This is a genomic window from Streptomyces sp. NPDC059002 (assembly GCF_042740435.1).
Classification (GTDB): domain Bacteria; phylum Actinomycetota; class Actinomycetes; order Streptomycetales; family Streptomycetaceae; genus Streptomyces.
The window spans coordinates 109,085-132,138 of record NZ_JBHYJI010000022.1 but is presented as its reverse complement, the minus strand read 5'-3'; the positions used below and the strand labels follow the sequence as shown (position 1 = coordinate 132,138).

General features: G+C 69.3%; 16 protein-coding genes. 8 read left to right on the top strand and 8 right to left on the bottom strand.

The window, feature by feature from the left end:
- Nucleotides 1-259: 259 nt before the first annotated feature.
- A complete protein-coding gene (gene ileS / locus ACFWZ2_RS21425; protein WP_384547909.1) occupies nt 260-3,391 on the bottom strand; it encodes an isoleucine--tRNA ligase in 3,132 nt (1,043 codons plus the stop codon).
- A 590-nt stretch (nt 3,392-3,981) separates the two neighbouring features.
- Between ileS and ACFWZ2_RS21420 the strand changes: the two genes are divergently transcribed.
- The 5 genes from ACFWZ2_RS21420 to ACFWZ2_RS21400 all read left to right on the top strand — a co-directional run bounded on the left by ACFWZ2_RS21420 (nt 3,982) and on the right by ACFWZ2_RS21400 (nt 8,266).
- Nucleotides 3,982-5,061 (top strand): TraR/DksA family transcriptional regulator, encoded by a 1,080-nt coding sequence (locus ACFWZ2_RS21420; protein ID WP_384547907.1) that lies wholly within the window; start codon nt 3,982-3,984, stop codon nt 5,059-5,061.
- Nucleotides 5,062-5,139: 78 nt separating this feature from the next.
- The gene (gene lspA / locus ACFWZ2_RS21415; protein ID WP_384547905.1) at nt 5,140-5,889 is read left to right on the top strand and encodes a signal peptidase II; all 750 of its coding nucleotides are present in this window, start codon (nt 5,140-5,142) and stop codon (nt 5,887-5,889) included.
- Between the two features lie 58 nt (nt 5,890-5,947).
- Complete coding sequence (locus ACFWZ2_RS21410; protein WP_384547903.1) at nt 5,948-6,889, top strand: RluA family pseudouridine synthase; 942 nt, start codon at nt 5,948-5,950, stop codon at nt 6,887-6,889.
- Entirely contained in the window at nt 6,886-7,356 is a 471-nt protein-coding gene (locus tag ACFWZ2_RS21405; RefSeq protein ID WP_384547901.1) for a GNAT family N-acetyltransferase, read from the top strand. Before ACFWZ2_RS21410 ends, ACFWZ2_RS21405 begins: the two co-directional genes overlap by 4 nt.
- 154 nt (nt 7,357-7,510) lie before the next feature.
- Complete coding sequence (locus ACFWZ2_RS21400; RefSeq protein ID WP_384547900.1) at nt 7,511-8,266, top strand: heparin lyase I family protein; 756 nt, start codon at nt 7,511-7,513, stop codon at nt 8,264-8,266.
- A 39-nt stretch (nt 8,267-8,305) separates the two neighbouring features.
- Here ACFWZ2_RS21400 and ACFWZ2_RS21395 read toward each other — a convergent pair whose 3' ends face one another.
- Both ACFWZ2_RS21395 and ACFWZ2_RS21390 read right to left on the bottom strand, forming a co-directional pair.
- Nucleotides 8,306-10,672 carry a twin-arginine translocation signal domain-containing protein gene (locus ACFWZ2_RS21395; RefSeq protein WP_384547898.1) on the bottom strand — a complete coding sequence of 789 codons (2,367 nt, stop codon included), beginning with the start codon at nt 10,670-10,672 and terminating at the stop codon, nt 8,306-8,308.
- On the bottom strand, nt 10,669-10,959 hold the full coding sequence (locus ACFWZ2_RS21390) for a hypothetical protein (RefSeq protein WP_384547897.1): 291 nt from the start codon (nt 10,957-10,959) through the stop codon (nt 10,669-10,671). Before ACFWZ2_RS21390 ends, ACFWZ2_RS21395 begins: the two co-directional genes overlap by 4 nt.
- 155 nt (nt 10,960-11,114) lie before the next feature.
- Here ACFWZ2_RS21390 and ACFWZ2_RS21385 point away from each other — a divergent pair, with 155 nt between their 5' ends.
- Nucleotides 11,115-12,701 carry a Na+/H+ antiporter gene (locus ACFWZ2_RS21385; protein ID WP_384547918.1) on the top strand — a complete coding sequence of 529 codons (1,587 nt, stop codon included), beginning with the start codon at nt 11,115-11,117 and terminating at the stop codon, nt 12,699-12,701.
- A 66-nt stretch (nt 12,702-12,767) separates the two neighbouring features.
- On the opposite strand, the gene ACFWZ2_RS21380 is transcribed toward ACFWZ2_RS21385, so the two are convergent.
- Nucleotides 12,768-13,859 (bottom strand): mechanosensitive ion channel family protein, encoded by a 1,092-nt coding sequence (locus ACFWZ2_RS21380; RefSeq protein WP_384547895.1) that lies wholly within the window; start codon nt 13,857-13,859, stop codon nt 12,768-12,770.
- Between the two features lie 43 nt (nt 13,860-13,902).
- Here ACFWZ2_RS21380 and ACFWZ2_RS21375 point away from each other — a divergent pair, with 43 nt between their 5' ends.
- Entirely contained in the window at nt 13,903-14,472 is a 570-nt protein-coding gene (locus tag ACFWZ2_RS21375) for a dienelactone hydrolase family protein (protein WP_384547893.1), read from the top strand.
- A gap of 58 nt (nt 14,473-14,530) precedes the next feature.
- Here ACFWZ2_RS21375 and ACFWZ2_RS21370 read toward each other — a convergent pair whose 3' ends face one another.
- From ACFWZ2_RS21370 to ACFWZ2_RS21355, 4 genes are all read right to left on the bottom strand, one after another.
- Nucleotides 14,531-16,186: an alkaline phosphatase D family protein gene (locus tag ACFWZ2_RS21370; RefSeq protein WP_384547891.1), complete on the bottom strand. Its 1,656-nt coding sequence runs from the start codon at nt 16,184-16,186 to the stop codon at nt 14,531-14,533.
- Nucleotides 16,187-16,310: 124 nt separating this feature from the next.
- Nucleotides 16,311-17,129 carry a DsbA family protein gene (locus ACFWZ2_RS21365; RefSeq protein WP_384547889.1) on the bottom strand — a complete coding sequence of 273 codons (819 nt, stop codon included), beginning with the start codon at nt 17,127-17,129 and terminating at the stop codon, nt 16,311-16,313.
- Between the two features lie 42 nt (nt 17,130-17,171).
- On the bottom strand, nt 17,172-17,858 hold the full coding sequence (locus ACFWZ2_RS21360; protein WP_384547887.1) for a hypothetical protein: 687 nt from the start codon (nt 17,856-17,858) through the stop codon (nt 17,172-17,174).
- An 87-nt stretch (nt 17,859-17,945) separates the two neighbouring features.
- On the bottom strand, nt 17,946-19,274 hold the full coding sequence (locus ACFWZ2_RS21355; RefSeq protein WP_384547886.1) for a DUF2252 domain-containing protein: 1,329 nt from the start codon (nt 19,272-19,274) through the stop codon (nt 17,946-17,948).
- A 169-nt stretch (nt 19,275-19,443) separates the two neighbouring features.
- Here ACFWZ2_RS21355 and dnaE point away from each other — a divergent pair, with 169 nt between their 5' ends.
- Nucleotides 19,444-22,989: a DNA polymerase III subunit alpha gene (gene dnaE / locus ACFWZ2_RS21350; protein ID WP_384547884.1), complete on the top strand. Its 3,546-nt coding sequence runs from the start codon at nt 19,444-19,446 to the stop codon at nt 22,987-22,989.
- Nucleotides 22,990-23,054: the final 65 nt, after the last annotated feature.

Sequence of the window (23,054 nt, the reverse complement as noted above, 5' to 3'; positions counted from 1 at the left end):
GGGGGCATGCCTCAACGCCGGGCACCACACGGGAGGGGCGTCACACCGCTTAAGCCGGCGGCAGCGTTCTCGGCCGGGCCCCCACAGAATCTCTGGGGGCCCGGCCCTTTTGTGGTGCGGTCGTGCGGGGTGCCGCGGCAGGTGTGGCAGGGGGGGCAGGCGGGGCAGGTGCAGAAACGTTCATCTGTGCGTGGGTACGCAACGCCGAAGGCCCGGTCCCGCCAAGATCTTTGGCGGGACCGGGCCTTCGTACGAGCGCTTACGCCTTGCGGAGGCGGAACGTCAGCTTCAGGGAGTCGTCGGTGAACGGCTGCCCGAAGGTGTCGTCGGCCTCACCCTGGGCGAAGTCCGTGGCGAGGACCTCGTCCGCGATGAGCTCGGCGTGCTCGGCCAGGGCGGTGAGCACCGCCGGGTCCGTGGAGGTCCAGCGCAGGGCGATCCGGTCCGCGACGTCCAGGCCGCTGTTCTTGCGGGCCTCCTGGATCAGGCGGATCGCGTCACGGGCCAGGCCCGCCCGACGCAGTTCCTCGGTGATCTCCAGGTCGAGCGCCACCGTGGCACCGGACTCGGACGCCACCGACCAGCCCTCGCGCGGGGTCTCCGTGATGATGACCTCGTCCGGGGCCAGCGTGACCTTCTCGCCGTCGACCTCGACGGACGCCGTGCCCTCGCGCAGGGCCAGGGACAGCGCGGCCGCGTCCGCCTCGGCAACGGCCTTGGCGACTGCCTGGACGCCCTTGCCGAAGCGCTTGCCCAGGGCACGGAAGTTGGCCTTGGCGGTCGTGTCGACCAGGGAACCGCCGACCTCGGAGAGCGACGCCAGGGAGGAGACGTTGAGCTCCTCCGTGATCTGGGCGTGCAGCTCCGGGCTGAGCGACTCGAAGCCCGTTGCCGCGACGAGCGCGCGCGACAGCGGCTGGCGCGTCTTGACGCCCGACTCCGCGCGCGTGGCCCGGCCGAGCTCGACGAGACGGCGTACGAGAACCATCTGCTGGGACAGCTCCGGGTCGATGGCGGAGAGGTCCGCCTCCGGCCAGGCAGCGAGGTGCACCGACTCCGGGGCCCCCGGGGTCACCGGCACGACCAGGTCCTGCCAGACGCGCTCCGTGATGAACGGCGTCAGCGGGGCCAGCAGCTTCGTGATGGTCTCGACGACCTCGTGCAGGGTGCGCAGGGCCGCCTTGTCGCCCTGCCAGAAGCGGCGACGGGAGCGGCGTACGTACCAGTTGGAGAGGTTGTCGACGAAGACGGACAGGAGCTTGCCCGCGCGCTGGGTGTCGTAGCCCTCGAGGGCCTGGGTGACCTGGTCGGTCAGCGCGTGCAGCTCGCTGAGCAGCCAGCGGTCCAGGAGCGGGCGGTCGGCGGGCGCCGGGTCGGCGTCGCTGGGGGCCCACTTCGACGTACGCGCGTACAGGGCCTGGAAGGCGACCGTGTTCCAGTACGTGAGGAGCGTCTTGCGGACGACTTCCTGGATGGTGCCGTGGCCCACGCGGCGTGCCGCCCACGGGGAGCCGCCGGCCGCCATGAACCAGCGGACCGCGTCGGCGCCGTGCTGGTCCATGAGCGGGATCGGGTCGAGGGTGTTGCCCAGGTGCTTGGACATCTTGCGGCCGTCCTCGGCGAGGATGTGGCCCAGGCAGACCACGTTCTCGTACGAGGACTTGTCGAAGACCAGGGTGCCGACGGCCATCAGCGTGTAGAACCAGCCGCGGGTCTGGTCGATGGCCTCCGAGATGAACTGCGCCGGGTAGCGGCTCTCGAAGAGCTCCTTGTTCTTGTGCGGGTATCCCCACTGCGCGAACGGCATCGAGCCCGAGTCGTACCAGGCGTCGATGACCTCGGGGACGCGTGTGGCGGTCTCCTGGCAGGTCGGGCAGGGGAAGGTGACCTCGTCGATGAACGGGCGGTGCGGGTCAAGCTCCGACTGGTCGGTGCCCGTCAGGTCGGAGAGCTCGGCGCGCGAGCCGACACAGGTCAAGTGGCCTTCCTCGCAGCGCCAGATGGGCAGCGGGGTGCCCCAGTAGCGGTTGCGGGACAGCGCCCAGTCGACGTTGTTGGTCAGCCAGTCGCCGAAGCGGCCGTGCTTGACCGACTCCGGGAACCAGTTGGTCTTCTCGTTCTCCTGGAGGAGGCGGTCCTTGATGGCCGTGGTGCGGATGTACCAGGACGGCTGCGCGTAGTAGAGGAGCGCCGTGTGGCAGCGCCAGCAGTGCGGGTAGCTGTGCTCGTACGGGATGTGGCGGAAGAGCAGACCACGGTCCTTGAGGTCCTCGGTCAGCTTTTCGTCCGCCTTCTTAAAGAAGACACCGCCCACGAGGGGGACGTCCTCTTCGAAGGTGCCGTCCGGGCGGACCGGGTTGACCACCGGGAGGCCGTACGAGCGGCAGACCTTGAGGTCGTCCTCACCGAAGGCGGGGGACTGGTGAACCAGACCCGTACCATCCTCGGTCGTCACGTAGTCGGCGTTGACGACGAAGTGTGCCGGAGCGGGGAACTCCACGAGCTCGAAGGGACGTTGATACGTCCAGCGCTCCATCTCGGCGCCGGTGAAGGTCTCACCGGTCGTCTCCCACTCCTCGCCGAGCGCCTTCTCCAGGAGGGGCTGGGCGACGACGACCTTCTCCTCGCCGTTCGTCGCGACGACGTACGTGACGTCGGGGTGCGCGGCGACAGCGGTGTTGGAGACCAGGGTCCAGGGGGTCGTCGTCCAGACCAGGAGGGCGGCCTGGCCCGCGAGGGGACCGGAGGTGAGCGGGAAACGGACGTAGACGGAGGGGTCGACGACCGTCTCGTAGCCCTGCGCCAGCTCGTGGTCGGACAGGCCCGTGCCGCAGCGGGGGCACCAGGGGGCGACGCGGTGGTCCTGGACGAGGAGGTCCTTGTTGAAGATCTCCTTCAGGGACCACCAGACCGACTCGACGTATTCCGGGTCCATCGTCCGGTACGCGTCGTCGAGGTCGACCCAGTAGCCCATGCGCGTCGTGAGGTCGGCGAAGGCGTCGGTGTGCCGGGTCACGGACTCGCGGCACTTGGCGTTGAACGCGGCGATGCCGTACGCCTCGATGTCCTTCTTGCCGTTGAACCCGAGCTCCTTCTCGACCGCGAGCTCCACCGGCAGGCCGTGGCAGTCCCAGCCGGCCTTGCGGGCGACGTGGTAGCCGCGCATCGTGCGGAAGCGGGGGAAGACGTCCTTGAAGACGCGGGCCTCGATGTGGTGGGCGCCGGGCATGCCGTTGGCGGTGGGCGGGCCCTCGTAGAACACCCACTCGGGGCGGCCCTCGGACTGCTCAAGGCTCTTGGCGAAGATCTTCTGCTCGCGCCAGAAGTCGAGCACGGCGTGCTCGAGGGCGGGCAGGTCGACCTGGGCGGGCACCTGGCGGTACTGCGTCATCGATCCTCCGGCGGATGTGCTGCCTTCCGGCGGAGGGACGAGAGCCTGCACGCCGTGTCAGGCGCGCTCCCGCGGTACCACCCTCCTTGGCTCTCCGGAACGGGGTCTGTGCCGGTGAGCCCCCTCATTGGGGTCGCGAAACCGGGTCTACTGGCCTCCGCTGCGGGCTTCGGCGTTCTTCCGGCGGCTCCGGGGTGATCTTCACGTCGCGCTGGCCCCCGGGCTCACACCGTCCCCGGGTCGCTCATGGCTGCGTACGCCGCTACTCGTCCCCATCCACGCTTCTCGCTGTCGCCCAGTGTACGGCGCCCGGGGAGAGGCGGCCGACCGGTTTTTCGGGCGCCCGCCGGGGCGCGGGCCAGAAGGCGCCGACTGACCCGAATGGCGAGACGCGGACCGAGCGGATCCCGGCGCGCTCCGGTCGGCGGATTACCCGGCAAGGAGTTGGGCACAACGCATGCAGACTCGCCGCGCGGCACCCGCGGGGCGGGCGAATCGGGCGGCGTGCCCCGTTGCCGCGGGCCTGGAGTCGATTTATCGTCCCAGCACGATTCGCGAGCAAGATCACAATATGTGAAGGGGCCGCGGCCATGGTGGCGAAGAAGACCGCCGTACAGCAGTCGGCGTCCGGCAGATCCACAGGCGCGGCCGCGGCGACGGCCAAGGATGTGAGCGGCAAGAAGAGCGCGCACGGGGCCAACGGCGCGCACGCCGCGGGTGGCGCGCACGGAGCGCGCGCGAAGGGGGCCGCGAAGGGGTCTTCGGGGGAGGAGACGGAGCCTGCGGCACCCAAGGCCGCGGCGAAGAAGTCCGCGGCCAAGAAGACAGCAGCCAAGGAGGCTGCGACGAAGAAGGCCCCTGCCAAGAAGACGGTGGCCAAGAAGGCCGCGGCTGAGGAGCCGGTGGTCAAGAAGGCGGCAGCCAAGAAGACAGCCGCCAAGAAGACCACCGCCGCCACCGCCAAGAAGGTGGCCGGGAGCGAGGCGGTCGCTCCGGAGGCGGGGGGCGACGACGCTCCTGAGAGCGCTGCCAAGAAGGCCGCCCCGGCGAAGAAAACGGCTGCCAAGAAGACGGCCGCCAAGAAAAGCACCGCAAAGAAGAGCACGGCGAAGAAGAGCACAGCGAAGGAGACGGCCGCGTCCGCGGCCGAAGGTGCGGCTGAGGCCGCGGAGACGACGGGAGCCACGACAGTGGTTGCGAAGAAGACTCCGGGCACGGCGACCGCAGCGAAGAAGCCGACGGCGGTGCCCAAGGCGCGTGCCGCCGCAGCGCCCGGCGAGCTGGCGGTCCGCCCTGGTGAGGATCCCTGGACCCCGGCAGAGGTCGCGGAGGCCCGTGCCGAGCTCCAGAGCGAGGCGCTGCGCCTGGGCAGCGAGATCGCGTCCTCCGAGGAGTCCCTGGCCGGTCTGATGCGGGACTCCGGTGACGGGGCGGGCGACGACGACGCGGACACCGGCACGAAGAACATCACGCGCGAGCACGAGATGGCCCTCGCCGCCAACGCGCGCGAGATGCTCGTCCAGACCGAGCGCGCCCTGGAGCGGCTCGACGCGGGGACGTACGGCCTCTGCGAGAACTGCGGCAATCCCATCGGCAAGGCGCGGATGCAGGCCTTCCCGCGCGCGACCCTGTGTGTGGAGTGCAAGCAGAAGCAGGAGCGGCGCTACTGAGTGTGGCCTGGGCGCCTGGGGCCGTACGCGTGTGCCGTACGCTCGTCCCCAGTCAGGTACCTAGGTTGAGGGACTCACGTGGCAGAGGCGGAGCGCATCATCGGTACGCCGGACATCCCTGAGGCGGCTGGGGCCGAGCCGGAGCAGTCCGTCTCGGGCTCCGACGAGACGGCGGGCACGTCCGGCGAGACCACAACGGACACGTCGGGCGACGCTGCGGCGACCACGCGCGCGGCGGTGTCCGACGGTGCCAAGGAGGAGTCCGAGGGCGCGGCGGCGGAGAAGTCCGTGGACGCGGCCGGTTCCGGTGCGGCGGCCGGTCAGGACGAGCCGAAGGCCAAGGGCAAGCGCAAGATCGCCGTACTGTTCGTGGTGGCCGTCTTCGCGTACGCCCTCGACCTGATCAGCAAGATGATCGTGGTCGCCAAGCTCGAGCACCACGAGCCGATCGACGTGATCGGTGACTGGCTCCGGTTCAACGCGATCCGCAACGCGGGCGCCGCCTTCGGGTTCGGCGAGGCGTTCACGGTGATCTTCACCTGCATCGCGGCGGCGGTCATCGTGGTGATCGCCCGGCTCGCCCGCAAGCTCTACAGCCTGCCGTGGGCGATCGCGCTCGGCCTGCTGCTCGGCGGCGCGCTCGGCAACCTCACGGACCGCCTCTTCCGCGCCCCCGGCGTCTTCGAGGGCGCGGTGGTCGACTTCATCGCCCCCAAGGGCTTCGCGGTCTTCAACCTCGCGGACTCGGCGATCGTCTGCGGCGGCATCCTGATCGTGCTGCTGTCCTTCCGCGGGCTCGACCCGGACGGGACCATCCACAAGGACTGAGCCCTCCCGCCGGAGGCTGTGGTGCGGGAGTGTCGGTGGGCTCCTGCATACTCAATGGGTGAGCACGATTCCCGAGATCCGTACCCTGCCCGTGCCGGACGGCCTGGAGGGCGAGCGCGTCGACGCCGCCATCTCGCGCATGTTCGGGTTTTCCCGTACGAAGGCCGCCGAGCTCGCCGCGGCGGGGAAGGTCACGGTCGACGGCTCGGTGGTCGGCAAGTCCGAGCGGGTGCACGGCGGCGCCTGGCTGGAAGTGGAGATGCCGCAGGCGCCCGCTCCGGTGCAGATCGTCGCCGAGCCCGTCGAGGGCATGGAGATCGTGCATGACGACGACGACATCGTCGTGATCGTCAAGCCGGTCGGCGTGGCCGCGCACCCGAGCCCGGGCTGGACCGGGACGACGGTGATCGGCGGCCTCGCGGCGGCCGGGTACCGGATCTCCACCTCCGGCGCCGCCGAGCGCCAGGGCATCGTGCACCGCCTCGACGTCGGCACGTCCGGCCTGATGGTGGTCGCCAAGTCGGAGCGGGCGTACACGTCGCTGAAGCGCCAGTTCAAGGAGCGCACGGTCGACAAGCGCTACAACGCGCTGGTGCAGGGCCACCCCGACCCGATGAGCGGCACCATCGACGCCCCCATCGGCCGGCACCCGAACCACGACTACAAGTGGGCGGTCACGGCCGAGGGCAAGCCCTCCGTGACGCACTACGACCTCATCGAGGCGTTCCGCGCGGCCTCCCTGCTCGACATCAAGCTGGAGACGGGCCGCACGCACCAGATCCGCGTCCACATGTCGGCACATCGACACCCGTGCGTCGGCGACCTGACGTACGGCGCGGACCCGACCCTCGCCAAGCGGCTCGGCCTCACCCGCCAGTGGCTGCACGCGGTCAGGCTCGGCTTCGAGCACCCGGGCGACGGCCAGTGGGTGGAGTACGAGAGTGGCTACCCGGACGACCTCCAGAAGGCGCTCGACCGGGTCCGGGCGGAGAGCTCGTGACCGGTGTGACGGTCCGGGTCGCGGCGGGCACGGACGACCTGGAGTCCTGCTTCGCGGTCCGCAAGGAGGTCTTCGTGGTCGAGCAGCAGGTGCCCGAGGACCTTGAGTACGACGAGTACGACGCCGGGGCGGTGCACGTCCTGGCCGTCCGCGAGGACGGTGTGCCGCTGGGCACGGGCCGCCTCCTCACCGGCGCCGCGGCCGCCACGAAGAACGGCGGCGACGTCGGCGTGGGCGCGCTCGGCCGACTCGCGGTGACACGGGCCGCACGCGGCCTCGGCGTGGGTGCGGCCCTGGTGCGGGCGATCGAGGACACCGCACGCGCGCGTGGCCTGACGGCCGTGGACCTGCACGCGCAGACCCACGCCCTGGGCTTCTACGAGCGCCTCGGGTACGAGGTGTACGGGCCCGAGTTCCCGGACGCGGGCATTCCGCACCGCGCGATGCGGAAGTCGCTGCACCCGTAGAGGCCGTTCCGCGTTGGTTAGGAAAGTTTCCAGTCGGTCTTGACGGGGGGCTGTGGGAGCCCTAGGTTCGCGCCGTCCCCACCCCCCATTCACGGAGCCCGTGATGCGCATCGCACCGCCTCGGAAGCACCGCAAGAATCGGACTGTCATGGGCATGGCCACTGCCGTGGTCGCCGTCGGCGTGCTCGGCCTCGCCGGGACCTGGCACGCCTCCGCCGGAGAGACCGCCGCTCCGCTGTGGCAGGCCGACCCCGCGAAGGGCACGAGCGTCTTCGAAGGCACCGAGACCAAGCCGGGCACGGTCAGCGTCGTCGACGATCCCAAGGGCCAGTACGGCAAGACCTACAAGCTCTACACCTCGGGCGACAAGGTCTCGCCCGAGGAGCGCGTCCGCGTGGAGGCACGCGGCCACAAGAAGCCCGACGGCTCCCGGCTGCGCTTCGAGGAGGGCGACACCGTCTACGTAGGGTGGCGCTCGATGTGGCAGCCGCTGCCCACCCATGCCGGCGACTGGGTCGTCCTGTGGCAGCTCAAGGACTACGGAAGCGGCGCCGCGACGCCGCCCCTGTCGATCAGGGCGCGCGGCAACGGCACCATCGACCTTGAGTACGCCGATCCCGATCTGAAGACCACCCAGCTCTGGAACACGCCCCTGAAGACCGGCGAATGGCACCACTTCGTGGTCGGCATCAAGGTGTCCGACGATCCTTCGAAGGGGTCCGTCCAGTTCTGGTACGACGGCAAGCGGCAGGATCTGAAGGGCGCGTCGACCTACAAGGCGGCCACTCTTCGGGCCGACTGGGTCACCGACAAGTGGGGCGTGTACCGCTCCGACGGTGTCACCGGAGCGGCCACGGCGTACCTCAACGGCGCCAAGGTGGGCGCCAGTTACGAGGACGTCGCCCCCTGAACGTGTGGGGAGATCGTCCCCTGACTGATGGGGCGTACGTCAGGAGGGCAGCCCCCAGCGTGTCCACGCACCCGTGGAGGGGACGTCGCGCGGTCCCTCTTGTGCCCTGGCGCCGCGCGGAGTGACCACCGCGGTTGCGCCGCGTGGCAGGCGTACCGAGATCCTGCCGGGTGCCGTCTCCTGCCACGGAAGCGGGCGGTCCTGCTGGTCGCGGACCGTAATCTCGCCCTTGATGCCGTGCTGCAGGGTCAGTGGGGCGCCGGCCTCGCTGTGGACCCGCACCCACCGCGTCGTACCCCCTGAGCGGTCCGCGTCGACGAGGAAGGCCCCGGGCGTCCGCAGCGACGCGATGGAGGCATCGGGCCAGCGCGAGGAGACCGCGGGGAAGACCTTCACCACACCGTCGTGCCCCTGCACGGCCATGTCGAGCATCGACTGGGCGGCCGAAAGAGGGCTCTCCAGAGCGAAGTTCTTTCCCTCGCGGTACATGGTGTTGACCGTCATCGCACAGTCCGCGACGACCTTCAGATCGGTGAAGAAGGTCAGGTGGTCGAGGGCCTTCTCCGGCTCGTCCATGACCGCGTACATGGAGGACGCGGTCGCGTAGCTGTAGCCGTGCCAGAGCTGCTGCATCGAGACCCAGTGGGCCATGCTGCGGCGCATCACGTCACGGTCGGCGGCCCTGTCCCAGCTCCGCTCGCGGAGCGGGTAGAGCCACAGCAGGTGCGAGTGGTGGCGGTGCGATTCGGCGAGGGGGACACCCTTGCCGATCATGACGCCGGCGGCCTGGTCCTCGGCGTAGGGAGTGAGGCGGGCCGCGATGTCCTGCCACACCCGCGCGCGTGGGTGGTCGATTTTCAGCAGGCGGGCCGCCTCGATGAGGGTGCGGGCTCCCCAGCGGATCAGGGACAGGTCGTAGGTGCAGTCGGCGGCGTTCGCGTACTCGGGGGAGCGGGTCTCCAGGAGGTGCAGCTTGCCGTCCGGGCCTTCGTGCAAGAAGTGGGCGTAGAAGTTGATCGCCTTCGTGAGGACCGGGAAGAGGACGTCGCGCAGGATCGCCTTGTCCATGGAGTGCTGGTACGCCTGCCAGACGTTGTGCATGGCCCAGGTCAGATTGCCGAAGTTGTCGGAGATGTGGCCGCTGCCCGGTGCGCCCACGTCGTAGGTGTCACCCGCGCGCAGCTGCCAGTCGGAGGGGTGGCCGAGTGCATAGCTTTCGCCGTCGCGGTACGCGGCGGGGACGGACAGCGGCAGGTTCTTCTCGTAGTGGGCGAACGTGCTGGTGACCGAGTCGAGTTCGGGGTGGTTGGAGCCATGGACCGGGGCCATGCCGATCTGGACGTTGAGGTTCCACCACACGGCGGTCCAGTTGTTGCCGACCTCCGGGAACCACGGGCCCCACTCGGAGATCGTCGGGCCGCCGGAGCGGGTCGACGCGGCGAGCTTGTAGAGCTGGGCGAGATAGAAGGACTGCAGCCGCTTGTCGGGTACGGACAGGAAGCTGCGCCGGTAGAAGCGGTGCCACCAGTCGCGGTGACGGGCTATCAGCTTGTCGAGGTCGGTGGACAGGGTCTGCTCGACCGCCCGGCGGGCCTCGCGGGTCGCCTCCGACACGTCGCCGGGGTGGCGGTAGACGAGATGGGCGGCCAGCAACCGGCCGGTGCCGACGCGGTGTTCGCGCCACGCGGTGGTCCAGCCGCCGCCCGCGAGCAGGGGCTGCTGGACATATCGAACGGATCCCTTGCCGATCTCGGGGTCCGGGTTCGGGGTGTACTCAGGGGGCTTCCCCGATGTCCGGGTGGTCGCGGCGGGTAACCATTGGAATGTCCAGGCGGAGTCCTCTTCCCCGGCGCTCGGCCTGGTCGACACGAGCAGCGCGCTGCTGTCGTTCTGCACGAGCGCCGTGAACGCCACACTGCCGGCGGTGGTGGTCACGGTGCCGCGCAGTTCGGCGTCGTAGAGGTCCAGGGTCCAGTCGACGGAGGTGATGTTCCCTCGCAGAGTCAGGGTGAAGTACCCGATGGGCAGCCGCGAATAGCCGATGCCGCCGCGCCACTGGCCGCGCTGGTCCTGCACCTGGGTGTGGCTCAGCATCAGCTTGAGGGTGTTCGCCGTCGTGCCCGCGTACAACTGGGCGCCCAGTCGGCCGTTGGCGAGGAAGGGCCCTTCCTGCCAGCTGGTCGGCAGCCGCCGCCACACCATGGCGGCGGCCCGCACCGTCGCCTCGTACGGGTCGGCCTTGTCCCCATCTCCCGTGTGCGCAGCGGGGGTTGGGTGCGGGCCCGCCCATGCGGTGGCGGAGGAAGCGGTCCAGAGGGTGGTGCCCGTGGCGGCGGTGGCGGTCGCCGCGGCCGCGGTGGAGACGAAGCGTCTGCGGGAGAGGGGGCGGTGGTCGGGGAGGTTCATACGGTGAGCTCCTTGCGGTAGGGGGCGACGGAGGGGCTCATGCCATGGCCGGGGTCGGCTTCGTGGCCGCCGTCCGCGTGCTTCGCGCCGATGCTCAGTGGCTGGTGGGGTGTCGCGCAGGACGGTTCGCGGTCGGCGGGGCGGTGCCGGGGCGCCAGGCAGTACCAGGCGACGCCGGTCGCGCCGGGCATGCGGAGCTCGGACAGATATGTGTCGTGGATTCCTGTCCCTGAATCCCTCCGCATCGTGCCCGGGGTGTGACGGAACCGGAAGACCTCTGGCGGCATGTTCTTCCCTGAATTCATCCGAGGGCTGTTCGTGTCCATGAACGGCGAGGTCATCGCCGCGAGAAGAGGAGAGGGGGCATTCGTCCGGTTCACGGTGAATGCGTGGCAGGGTTGAGTTCTTGATCGTCCGAGTCTCGACCGCCGGAGGGCGCACCGTGGATCAACTGGCGCTGGTGCTCATCTTGTTGCTCGGTGCCGTGGTGACCGTGCCGCTGGGGGACCGGCTCGGGCTGCCCGCGCCCGTGCTCATGACCCTGGCCGGGATCGGCATGGCCCTGCTGCCGTTCGTGCCCAATGTCGAGATTCCGCCGGACTACATCCTTCCGCTGGTGCTGCCGCCGCTGCTCTACGCCTCCGTGCAGCGCACCTCCTGGCGGCAGTTCACGGCCAACGTACGTCCCATCTTTCTGCTCGCCGTGGCGTTGGTGTTCGTGACGACGGCGGCGGTCGCCGCGGTGGCCAATGCCGTCGTGGCGGGGCTGCCGATCGCGGCGGCCGTGGCGCTGGGGGCGCTCGTCGCGCCGCCGGACCCTGTGGCCGCGACCGCGGTCGCCGGGTCGCTCGGGCTGCCCCGCAGGCTTGTGTCGATCCTGGAGGGAGAGGGGCTCTTCAACGACGTGACGGCGATCGTGCTCTACCACGTGGCGATCGCGGCGGCGATGAGCGGGACCTTCTCCTGGCCGTCCGCCGTGGGCCTGTTGGTGCTCTCGGCGGTGGTCGCCGTGGCCGTCGGTCTCGTGCTCGGCTGGCTCACCAACAAGCTCATGGGGCTGCTCGGCGACGCCACCCTGCAGACCGGCCTCACGCTGCTCGTGCCGTTCGTCAGCTATGTGCTCGCCGAGGAGCTGCTCGGGTCCGGGGTCCTCGCCGTGCTCACCACCGCGCTCTATCTCGCGGAGAACGCCGTGGACGCCGATGACGTGCTCGGGCGGATCACCGGGCAGACCTTCTGGCAGATCGTCGACACGCTGGTCACCGGTATCGCGTTCGGGCTGATCGGCCTGGAGCTGCACAACGTCTTCGGCATCGCGAGCGGGCGTGAGGCGGAGATGTTCGGCTGGGGCGCGGTGGTCGTCGCCGTTGTCGTGGGCGTACGTCTGCTGTGGCTGCTGCCCGCGACGTGGCTGGCCAAGCGGCTGCACAAGCGGCGGGACGTCGACGAGGAGATTCCTACCAGCTGGCGCGAGACCGTCGTCATGTGGTGGTCGGGGATGCGCGGCGTGGCCTCCGTGGCGCTGGCACTGGCCATTCCGCTCAAGACGGACGACGGGGCTCCGTTCCCGGCCCGTGACCAGATCATCTTCATCGCGTTCTGCGTCATCATGGCGACCCTCGTCGTCCAGGGGCTCACGCTGCCCTGGCTGGTGCGGAAGCTCGGGGTGCGCGCCGATGCCGATGCGGAGCGGGAGCTGGAGCGCGAGCTCGCGCTGCGTGCGGCCAAGGCGGCCAAGCGTCGCCTCAAGGAGATCGAGGAGGTCGAGGAGCTTCCGGAGGAGGTGTCCGAGCGGCTGCAGCGCGGCGCGTTCGACATCGGGGCCAGGATCAGCCCGGACCTCGTCGACGACGAGCGGCGCGAGCGGTATGCCAAGCGCGTCGACCGCTGGAAGGCCGTCCAGCGGATCCAGCGCGAGATGATGTCGGCCGCCCGCCACGAGGTGCTCGCCGCGCGCAGCGAGCCCGGTGCGGACCCGGAGATCGTCGACCGGGTCCTGCACCACTTGGACGTACGCAGTTTGCGGTGAACCACGGGGTTTGCGGTGAACCGTGGGCTGGTCGGCGCTGCCGGGGGTCCTCCGGCGGATCAGGGCCTAGCCGCGGCCGGTTCGTGGTGTCTCGGGGGTGACGGGGTGGGGGCGGTGGCCGTTCGGGGCGGGTTCGGCCCAGGCCGTGTTGACCTTGGGCAGGGCGTAGGGATGGCGTTCGGTGAGCCAGAGCACCAGTTGTTCGCGGACCGTGACCCGTACCGTCCAGATGTCGTCCGCGTCCTTGGCGGTGACCAGGGCGCGGACCTGGATCGTGTTCGGTGTCGTGTCCGTGACGGCGAGGCCCCAGTCCCTGCCGTCCCACGCCGCGCAGTCGCGCAGGATCTCGTGGAGCTTCTCCCGCATCTGCGCGACGGGCGCGGTGTGGTCCAGCTGGAAGAAGACGGTGCCGGTCATCTGGGCGCCGCCGCGCGACCAGTTCTCGAAGGGCTTCGACGTGAAGTACGAGACGGGCATGGTGATCCGGCGCTCGTCCCAGGTGCGGACGGTCAGGAAGGTCAGCGTGATCTCGTCGACCGTGCCCCACTCGCCGTCCACCACCACGGTGTCCCCGAGCCGCACCATGTCGCCGAAGGCGATCTGCAGTCCCGCGAAGAGATTGCCGAGGGTGGACTGGGCCGCGACACCGGCGACGATGCCGAGGATGCCCGCGGAGGCGAGCAGCGAGGCGCCCGCCGCCTGCATCGCGGGGAACGTCAGGAGCATCGCGGCGACCGCCACGACGCCGACGATCGCGGTGACCACGCGCTGGATGAGCGTCACCTGCGTACGGACCCTGCGGACGCGGGCCGGATCGCGGTGGGCCGCGGCGTACCGGGCGTACGAGGACTCGACGACGGCCGTCGCGATCCGCACCACCAGCCAGGCGGTGGAGCCGATCAGGACGAGCGAGAGGGCGCGGCCGATGCCCGCCGAGTGGTCCTCGGCGATCTGGGCCTGCCGGTAGGAGCCTCTCAACAGGGCCGTGCACAGGACCACTTGCAGGGGGACCCGGCAGCGGCGCAGCAGGCCCCACAGCGGGGTCTCGCGGCGACGTTCGTCGGTCCGGCGCAACAGCACGTCGACCAGCCAGCCGACGACCACCGTGAGCACGACCGAGCCGCCGACCACGATCAACGGGCGCAGTACGTTCTCCATGCCTCCGAGGGTAGGGGCCGGGGGCGGATGGCACGATGGCCCCATGAACATCATGCTTTTCCACTCGACGTACGGGCTGCGGCCCGCGGTGCACGCGGCGGCGGACCGTCTGCGGGCAGCAGGTCACGAGGTGTGGACCCCGGATCTCTTCGACGGCCGCACCTTTGACGACGTCGAGGAAGGCATGGCCTTCAAGGACGAGCTCGGCAAGGACGAGCTCCTGAAGCGCGCCATCCTGGCCGCCGCGCCCTACTCCGAGCGGGGTCTGGTGTACGCGGGCTTCTCCCTCGGCGCGGCGACCGCGCAGACGCTCGCGCTCGGCGACGACAAGGCCCGTGGCCTGTTGCTCCTGCACGGCACGTCCGACATCGCGGAGAACGCGACGGTGGACGAGCTGCCGGTGCAGCTGCACGTGGCCGAGCCCGATCCGTTCGAGACGGACGACTGGCTGAGCGCCTGGTACCTGCAGATGCAGCGGGCCGGGGCCGACGTGGAGGTCTACCGCTACGCCGGCGCCGGGCACCTCTACACCGACCCGGACCTGGACGACTACGACGCCCAGGCCGCGGAGGCGACGTGGCGCACGGCGCTCGGCTTCCTCGAAACGCTCTGAGCGGTCCGGTCGCTCTGAGGGGCTCGGATGTTCTGAGCGGTCCGGTTCTCCGGGCGGCTCAGCGCACGGGTGCGTCCGCCCGCTCGACCTGCTGCGTGCCGTTGAGCGTGCGGTACGAGCGGGCCCAGGACGAGGTCGCCTGCGGGTCCTCGCGATCGGACAGGACGTAGTAGTCCATCTGTGAGCGCTCGGCGGTGACGTCGAGGACGCCGTAGCCGTGCGAGTCCATGTCCAGCCACTTCACGTGGCGGTTGGCCGCCTTGATGGCGCCGACCGCGACCAGCGAGAGGGTGTGCGGGGCGACGTTCAGGAGGTCGTCCACGTTGTCGGAGGTCACGGAGGTGACCACGAACTCCGTGGCGACGGAGCGCGACAGCGGGTAGGTGGCGGCCTTGGAGGGCACGTCGTTCGCCCAGGCCATGTGGATGTCACCGGTCAGGAAGACGGTGTTCCGTATGTCGTTGTCGCGCAGATGGGCGAGGAGTTCCTTGCGGTCGTCGGTGTAGCCGTCCCACTGGTCCGCGTTGATGGCCAGGCCCTCCTTGGGCAGGCCGAGCAGCTCCGCGATGGGCTCCAGGAGATGGGCGGGCAGCGAACCGAAGGCGACCGGCGAGATCATCACCGAGGTGCCGACCAGCTTCCACGCCGCGTCCGAGGAGGCAAGGCCCGACTTCAGCCAGTCGAGCTGGGCGCGGCCCGTGATCGTACGGTCCGGGTCGTCGACCTCGCCGCTGCCGAAGCCGGCCTGCTCGGAGCGGAAGGACCGCAGGTCGAGCAGGTGCAGATCGGCCAGCTTGCCGAAGCGGATCCGGCGGTAGACGGTGCCCTCGGTGGAGGGGCGCACCGGCATCCACTCGAAGTACGCCTGTTTGGCCGCCGCCATGCGGTGGTCCCAGCCGCCCTCGGTGTCGGGGGAGTGGTTCTCCGCGCCGCCCGGCCAGGCGTTGTCGGCGAACTCGTGGTCGTCCCATATGGCGATGACCGGGTGCGTGGCGTGCATCGCCTGCGCGTCGGGGTCGGTCTTGTGGACGCCGTGCCGGGTGCGGTAGTCGGAGAGCGAGAGGATCTCGTGCTTCGGCTCGTGCGGTCGTACGACCTTCTCGGCGGACGGGTACTCGCCGCTCTTGTACTCGTAGATGTAGTCCCCGATGTGCAGGACCGCGTCGAGTTCGGTGCGGGCCGCGAGATGGCGGTACGCGGAGAAGTACCCCGCCTCCCAGTTCGAGCACGACACCACGCCGAAGCGGACGCCGGGCGCGGCCGCGTCGTGCGCCGGGGTGGTGCGGGTGCGGCCCACGGGGGAGTAAACGTCGCTTACGGAGAAGCGGAAGTAATAGGTGGCCGCCTGGCGCAAGCCCCTTACGTCGGCCTTGACCGTGTGGTCCGACGCCGCCCGCGCGGTGGTGCTGCCGTGGCCGACGATCCGGGTGAACCCCTTGTCCTCGGCGATCTCCCATCGCACCTCGGTGTCGGGGCCCTTGCCGGAGCCCGGCACGGCGTCCGGCACGGGCGTCACCCGGGTCCACAGGAGGACGCCGTCGGGCAGGGGGTCCCCCGAGGCGACCCCGTGGTGGAACGCGGGCCCCTCCGCGGCGTGCGCGGGCGCCGTGGCGAGCGGCGCGAGGGCGGCGGTGGCGGCCGCGGCCTTCACGACGGTACGGCGGCGCGGGGTCAGGGAGTTGGCAGATGATTCTGCGTTCAATCGACTGGTCACGGGCGATCACCTTACTGATCGGTAATCGCAAAGAGCGGGCGACTCCGCAGAGTTCGCCCGCTCTTTCGCCACGCGCCTTGTCGGCGCGCGGTGTTGTGCGTCAGTTCAGCCGGTTACGTCCGGTTCAGCCCTTGAGGGCCTTGTCGATCGCGGTCTTGTAGTCCTCGACCGTGGAGGGCGCGGTCTTCGAGCCGGGCCCGGTCAGCTGCTTGCCGTCCATGACGAAGGAGGGCGTGCCCTCGACGCCGTCCTTGTTGTCGTCGAACGCCTTCGACATCTCCAGGGCCCAGCGGTCGAAGGTGCCGTCCTTGACGTCCTTCTCGAAGGTCTTGCTCTTCTTGAGCGCGGGCACCTCGTCGGCGATCTTCAGGAGGTACGAGTCGTTCTTGAACTTGTCCTCCTGCTCCGAGGGGTGGTTCTTCGCCGAGAAGAGCGCCTTCTTGTACTCGAGGAAGGCGTCGTCGCTGACGTTCAGGGCCGCACCCATCGCGCTGAGCGCATTGCGGGAGCCCTCGCCCGGGATGTTCCGGTCGAGGAAGGTGGCGCCGATGAACTGGATCTTGTACTTGCCGTCCTTCATGTCCTTCTCGACGGTCGGGCCGACCGTCTGCTCGAAGGCCGCGCAGACCGGGCAGCGCGGGTCCTCGTACACCTTGAGGGTCTTCTTCGCGGACTCCTTGCCGAGGACGACGGTCGTGCCGTTGGCGCCCGAGGTGTTCGCGGGCTTGACCAGCTTCTTGTCCTTGGCCTCGTCCCAGTAGCCGGGCTTGTTGGACTGCATGACGGCGTAGCCGACGCCGCCGGCTATCGCGAGGACGCCGACGATCGAGACGCCGACGATGGCGCTGCGCTTGCGCTTCTCCCGCCTGCGCTCGGCTTCCTGCTGGGCGCGGATCCGCTCACGGGCGGCGGACTTGGCGGCCTGGCTGTTGCGCTTGCTCATGATCTGTTTCTCCGTGTGGGTGAACTGCGTGGGGTGCTGTGCTCAGGCGAAGGCGGCCGAGCACGGCGGTCCACGCCGCCCCACGAAGTGCACGAGAAGTCGCGTGCGCACGGCCCGCACCCGGCGCTCGGGGCGCGGCAGGCGGCGCACGGGCAGGGGGGACGTGGTCACCGAGGCGACCGCGATCAGCAGCGGCCGGAACGTGGCGGCGGCGACCGCGCGAAGCAGCTGCGCGAGCGCCCGCTCGCCGCGCCGCAGCCAGGCCGCCGCGAGCAGGCCCACACCGATGTGCGCGCCCAGGAGCAGCCAGGCGGCGTTGGGGTCGGCTTCGGAGAGCAGCGCCGCGGCGCTGCCGTGTCCCTCGGCGGTCATCCGGGCCAGCGGGGTGCCGAGCGGTGTGCCGCCGCACAGCACGTCGAAGCCGACGGAGCGCAGCGGGCCCGCGACCGGGCCGCCCGCCTCTCCGTAACAGACGTGCTGCCCGGCGGTGAACACCGTGTCGGCGGCCAGCTCCAGGGGGATGAGGAGGGCGGCGATGCGTCCGTATCCGCGCTCGCGCCCCGCCATCGCGTACGCGAGGACGAAGACCGCGGCGGCGATCGCCGCGACGGTGGTCAGCGGCAGGGGGACCTGGGACAGCAGGACGTGCGACGCGGCGGAGAGCATCACGACGAGCGCCGTGAAGAGTGCCGCGCGCACGGCTCTGAGCTGGGTCCCTGATATGTCCATCGCGGAGGAGTGTGCCATGTGTTCCGGTAGGAGGTCCCTAAAGGGTGCCTATGAGTTCCACAATGGCCTACGGACGCCTACGTACGCCTACAGACCCGGGATCCGGCCGTTGCGGAACAGGTCGACGAAGATCTGGTGGTCGCTCCGCGCGCGGGCGCCGTAGCTGTGCGCGAAGTCCACGAGCAGGTCCCCGAAGCCGGCCTCGTCGGCGGCGATCGCGGCGTCGATGGCCCGCTCCGTGGAGAACGGCACCAGGTCCGAGTGGCCGCTCTCGTCGTCGGCCGCCGCGTGCATCGTGGCGGTGGCGCGGCCCAGGTCGGCGACGACCTGGGAGATCTCCTCCAGGTCGTCGATGTCCGACCAGTCCAGGTCCACCGCGTACGGCGACACCTCGGCGACGAGCTGGCCCGCGCCGTCCAGCTCGGTCCAGCCGAGCCACGGGTCGGCGTGTGCCTGGAGGGCGCGCTGCGAGATGACCGTACGGTGCCCCTCGTGCTGGAAGTAGCCACGGATCGCCGGGTCGGTGATGTGGCGCGAGACCGCCGGGGTTTGGGCCTGCTTGAGGTAGATCACGACGTCGTTCTCCAGGGCGTCGCTGTTGCCCTCCAGGAGGATGTTGTACGAGGGCAGGCCCGCGGAGCCGATGCCGATGCCGCGGCGGCCGACGACGTCCTTCACGCGGTACGAGTCGGGGCGGGTGAGGGAGGACTCGGGGAGCGTCTCCAGATAGCCGTCGAAGGCGGCGAGCACCTTGTAGCGGGTGGCCGCGTCGAGCTCGATGGAGCCGCCGCCCGGCGCGAAGCGGCGCTCGAAGTCGCGGATCTCCGTCATCGAGTCGAGCAGCCCGAAGCGGGTCAGGGAGCGCGCGTCGCGCAGCGCGTCCAGGAGGGGGCCCTGGGCGGTGTCCAGCGTGAAGGGCGGCACCTCGTCGCTCTTGGCGCCCGTCGCCAGGTCGTGGATCCGCTCGCGGTACGCCGCGGCGTAGATCCGCACCAGGTCGGCGATCTGCTCGTCGCTGAGCGCCTTGGTGTAGCCGATCAGGGCCACGGAGGCGGCGAAGCGCTTCAGGTCCCAGGTGAAGGGGCCGACGTACGCCTCGTCGAAGTCGTTCACGTTGAAGATCAGGCGGCCCTGGGCGTCCATGTACGTGCCGAAGTTCTCGGCGTGCAGGTCGCCGTGGATCCAGACCCGGCCGGTGCGGTCGTCCAGGTAGGGACCGCCGTGCTGCTCGCGCTCCAGGTCGGCGTAGAAGAGGCAGGCCGTGCCGCGGTAGAAGGCGAAGGCGGAGGAGGCCATCTTCCGGAACTTCACCCGGAACGCGGCGGGGTCCGCGGCCAGCAGCTCGCCGAACGCGGTGCCGAAGACGGCGAGGATCTGCTCGCCGCGCTGCTCGGCAGTGGGCTGCGGGACCGACATCGCTGGGTGCCTCCTGGTACAGGGTGGTGCATGACATGTGGGACTGGTGTCTCGACCGGTCCAACGCTCGACGGTACCCCCGAGTGCCCGCCGACTGTCAGTGCTCCGGATTAGACTTCCACGCTGTCCCCCCAGACTGTCACTCACCGTTCTCCGGAGGCCTTCCGCCGTGACCAAGCCGCCCTTCACGCACCTGCACGTCCACACCCAGTACTCGCTTCTGGACGGTGCCGCGCGGCTCAAGGACATGTTCAACGCGTGCAATGAGATGGGCATGACGCATATCGCCATGTCCGACCACGGCAACTTGCACGGTGCGTACGACTTCTTCCATTCGGCGCAGAAGGCGGGCGTGACGCCGATCATCGGGATCGAGGCGTACGTCGCCCCGGAGTCGCGCAGGAACAAGCGGAAGATCCAGTGGGGCCAGCCGCATCAGAAGCGCGACGATGTGTCCGGTTCGGGTGGTTATACGCACAAGACGATCTGGGCGGCGAACCAGACCGGTCTGCACAACCTGTTCAAGCTGTCCTCGGACGCGTACGCGGAGGGCTGGCTGCAGAAGTGGCCCCGCATGGACAAGGAGACGATCTCCCAGTGGTCGGAGGGCCTGATCGCCTCGACCGGCTGTCCTTCGGGTGAGCTGCAGACCCGGCTGCGGCTCGGGCAGTTCGACGAGGCGCTGAAGTCGGCGGCGGAGTACCAGGACATCTTCGGCAAGGACCGGTATTTCCTGGAGCTGATGGATCACGGCATCGAGATCGAGCGCCGGGTCCGTGACGGCCTCCTGGAGATCGGCAAGAAGCTCGGCATCCCGCCGCTGGTGACGAACGACTCGCACTACACGTACGCGCACGAGTCGACGGCGCACGACGCGCTGCTGTGCATCCAGACCGGCAAGAACCTCTCCGACCCGGACCGCTTCCGGTTCGACGGCACGGGCTACTACCTGAAGTCGACGGACGAGATGTACGCGATCGACTCCTCGGACGCGTGGCAGGAGGGCTGCCGCAACACGCTCCTGGTCGCGGAGCAGATCGACACGACCGGCATGTTCGAGAAGCGCGACCTCATGCCGAAGTTCGACATCCCGGAAGAGGGCTACACCAACGTCACCTGGTTCAAGGAGGAAGTCCGGCGCGGCATGAACCGCCGCTTCCCGAACGGGATCCCGGACGACCGCCAGAAGCAGGCGGACTACGAGATGGACATCATCATCCAGATGGGGTTCCCGGGCTACTTCCTCGTGGTCGCCGACTTCATCATGTGGGCCAAGAACAACGGCATCGCGGTCGGCCCCGGCCGAGGTTCCGCGGCCGGTTCGATCGTCGCGTACGCCATGGGCATCACCGACCTCGACCCGATCGAGCACGGACTGATCTTCGAGCGGTTCCTCAACCCCGAGCGCGTCTCCATGCCCGATGTCGACATCGACTTCGACGAGCGCAGGCGCGTCGAAGTGATCCGGTATGTGACGGAGAAGTACGGCGCCGACAAGGTCGCCATGATCGGCACATACGGAAAGATCAAGGCGAAGAACGCCATCAAGGACTCCGCGCGCGTGCTCGGATATCCGTACGCGATGGGCGACCGCCTCACCAAGGCGATGCCCGCCGACGTCCTCGGCAAGGGCATCGACCTCTCCGGCATCACCGACCCCAAGCACCCGCGCTACAGCGAGGCGGGCGAGATCCGGGGGATGTACGAGAACGAGCCGGACGTGAAGAAGGTCATCGACACCGCCAAGGGTGTGGAGGGCCTGGTCCGGCAGATGGGTGTGCACGCGGCCGGCGTGATCATGTCCAGCGAGCCGATCGTCGACCACGCGCCGATCTGGGTGCGGCACACGGACGGCGTGACGATCACGCAGTGGGACTACCCCCAGTGCGAGTCGCTCGGCCTGATCAAGATGGACTTCCTGGGCCTGCGCAACCTCACCATCATGGACGACGCCGTGAAGATGGTGGAGGCCAACAAGGGCGTCAAGCTGGAGATGCTCTCCATCCCGCTCGACGACCCCAAGACGTACGAACTGCTCTGCCGCGGTGACACGCTCGGCGTCTTCCAGTTCGACGGCGGCCCGATGCGCTCGCTGCTGCGCCAGATGCAACCCGACAACTTCGAGGACATTTCCGCCGTCTCGGCCCTGTACCGGCCGGGCCCGATGGGCATGAACTCGCACACGAACTACGCCGAGCGCAAGAACGGCCGCCAGGAGATCACGCCGATCCACCCGGAGCTCGAAGAGCCCCTGAAGGAGACGCTCGGTCTGACCTACGGCCTCATCGTGTACCAGGAGCAGGTGCAGAAGGCCGCGCAGATCATCGCCGGTTACTCGCTCGGCGAGGCCGACATCCTGCGCCGCGTGATGGGCAAGAAGAAGCCCGAGGAGCTGGAGAAGAACTTCGCGATCTTCCAGGCCGGTGCCCGCAAGAACGGCTTCAGCGACCAGGCGATCCAGGCCCTGTGGGACGTCCTGGTGCCGTTCGCCGGCTACGCCTTCAACAAGGCGCACTCCTCCGCGTACGGCCTCGTCACCTACTGGACCGGCTACCTCAAGGCGAACTACCCGGCCGAGTACATGGCCGCGCTGCTCACCTCGGTGAAGGACGACAAGGACAAGTCGGCCGTCTATCTCAACGAGTGCCGCCGCATGGGCATCAAGGTGCTCCCGCCGAACGTGAACGAGTCGGTGCACAACTTCGCCGCCCAGGGCGACGACGTGATCCTCTTCGGTCTGGAGGCCGTCCGTAACGTCGGTACGAACGTGGTCGAGTCGATCATCCGCTCGCGCAAGGCGAAGGGGAAGTTCGCCTCCTTCCCCGACTACCTCGACAAGGTCGAGGCGACCGCCTGCAACAAGCGCACCACCGAATCGCTCATCAAGGCGGGCGCGTTCGACACGATGGGGCACACCCGCAAGGGCCTGACCGCACAGTACGAGCCGATGATCGACAACGTGGTCGCGGTCAAGCGCAAGGAGGCCGAGGGCCAGTTCGACCTCTTCGGAGGGATGGGCGACGAGTCCGGCGGTGACGAGCCCGGGTTCGGTCTCGACGTGGAGTTCTCCGAGGAGGAGTGGGAGAAGACGTATCTGCTCGCCCAGGAGCGGGAGATGCTCGGTCTGTACGTCTCCGACCACCCCCTCTTCGGCCTGGAGCACGTCCTGTCCGACAAGGCCGACGCGGGCATCGGGCAGCTCACCGGCGGTGACTTCTCGGACGGTTCGGTCGTCACCATCGGCGGCATCATCTCGGGCCTGCAGCGCAAGATGACCAAGCAGGGCAACGCCTGGGCGATCGCCACGGTCGAGGACCTCGCGGGCTCCATCGAGTGCATGTTCTTCCCGGCGACGTACCAGCTGGTGTCGACCCAACTCGTCGAGGACGCCGTGGTGTTCGTCAAGGGACGCCTCGACAAGCGCGAGGACGTGCCCCGGCTCGTCGCCATGGAGATGCAGGTCCCCGACCTGTCGAACGCGGGCACCAACGCGCCCGTGGTGATCACCATTCCGACGGTCAAGGTGAGCCCGCCGATGATCACCCGCCTCGGCGAGGTCCTCAGCCACCACCGGGGCAACAGCGAGGTGCGGATCAAGCTCCAGGGGGCCCAGAAGACCACGGTGCTGCGGCTCGACCGGCACCGCGTGAAGCCGGACCCGGCGCTCTTCGGTGACCTGAAGGTGCTGCTCGGCCCGTCGTGCCTGGCGGGCTGACCCGGCCCTTACTTATTCAAAGCGGACATCCCGGGGAGTAAGATGCATGGTGCATCTAGTTCTTC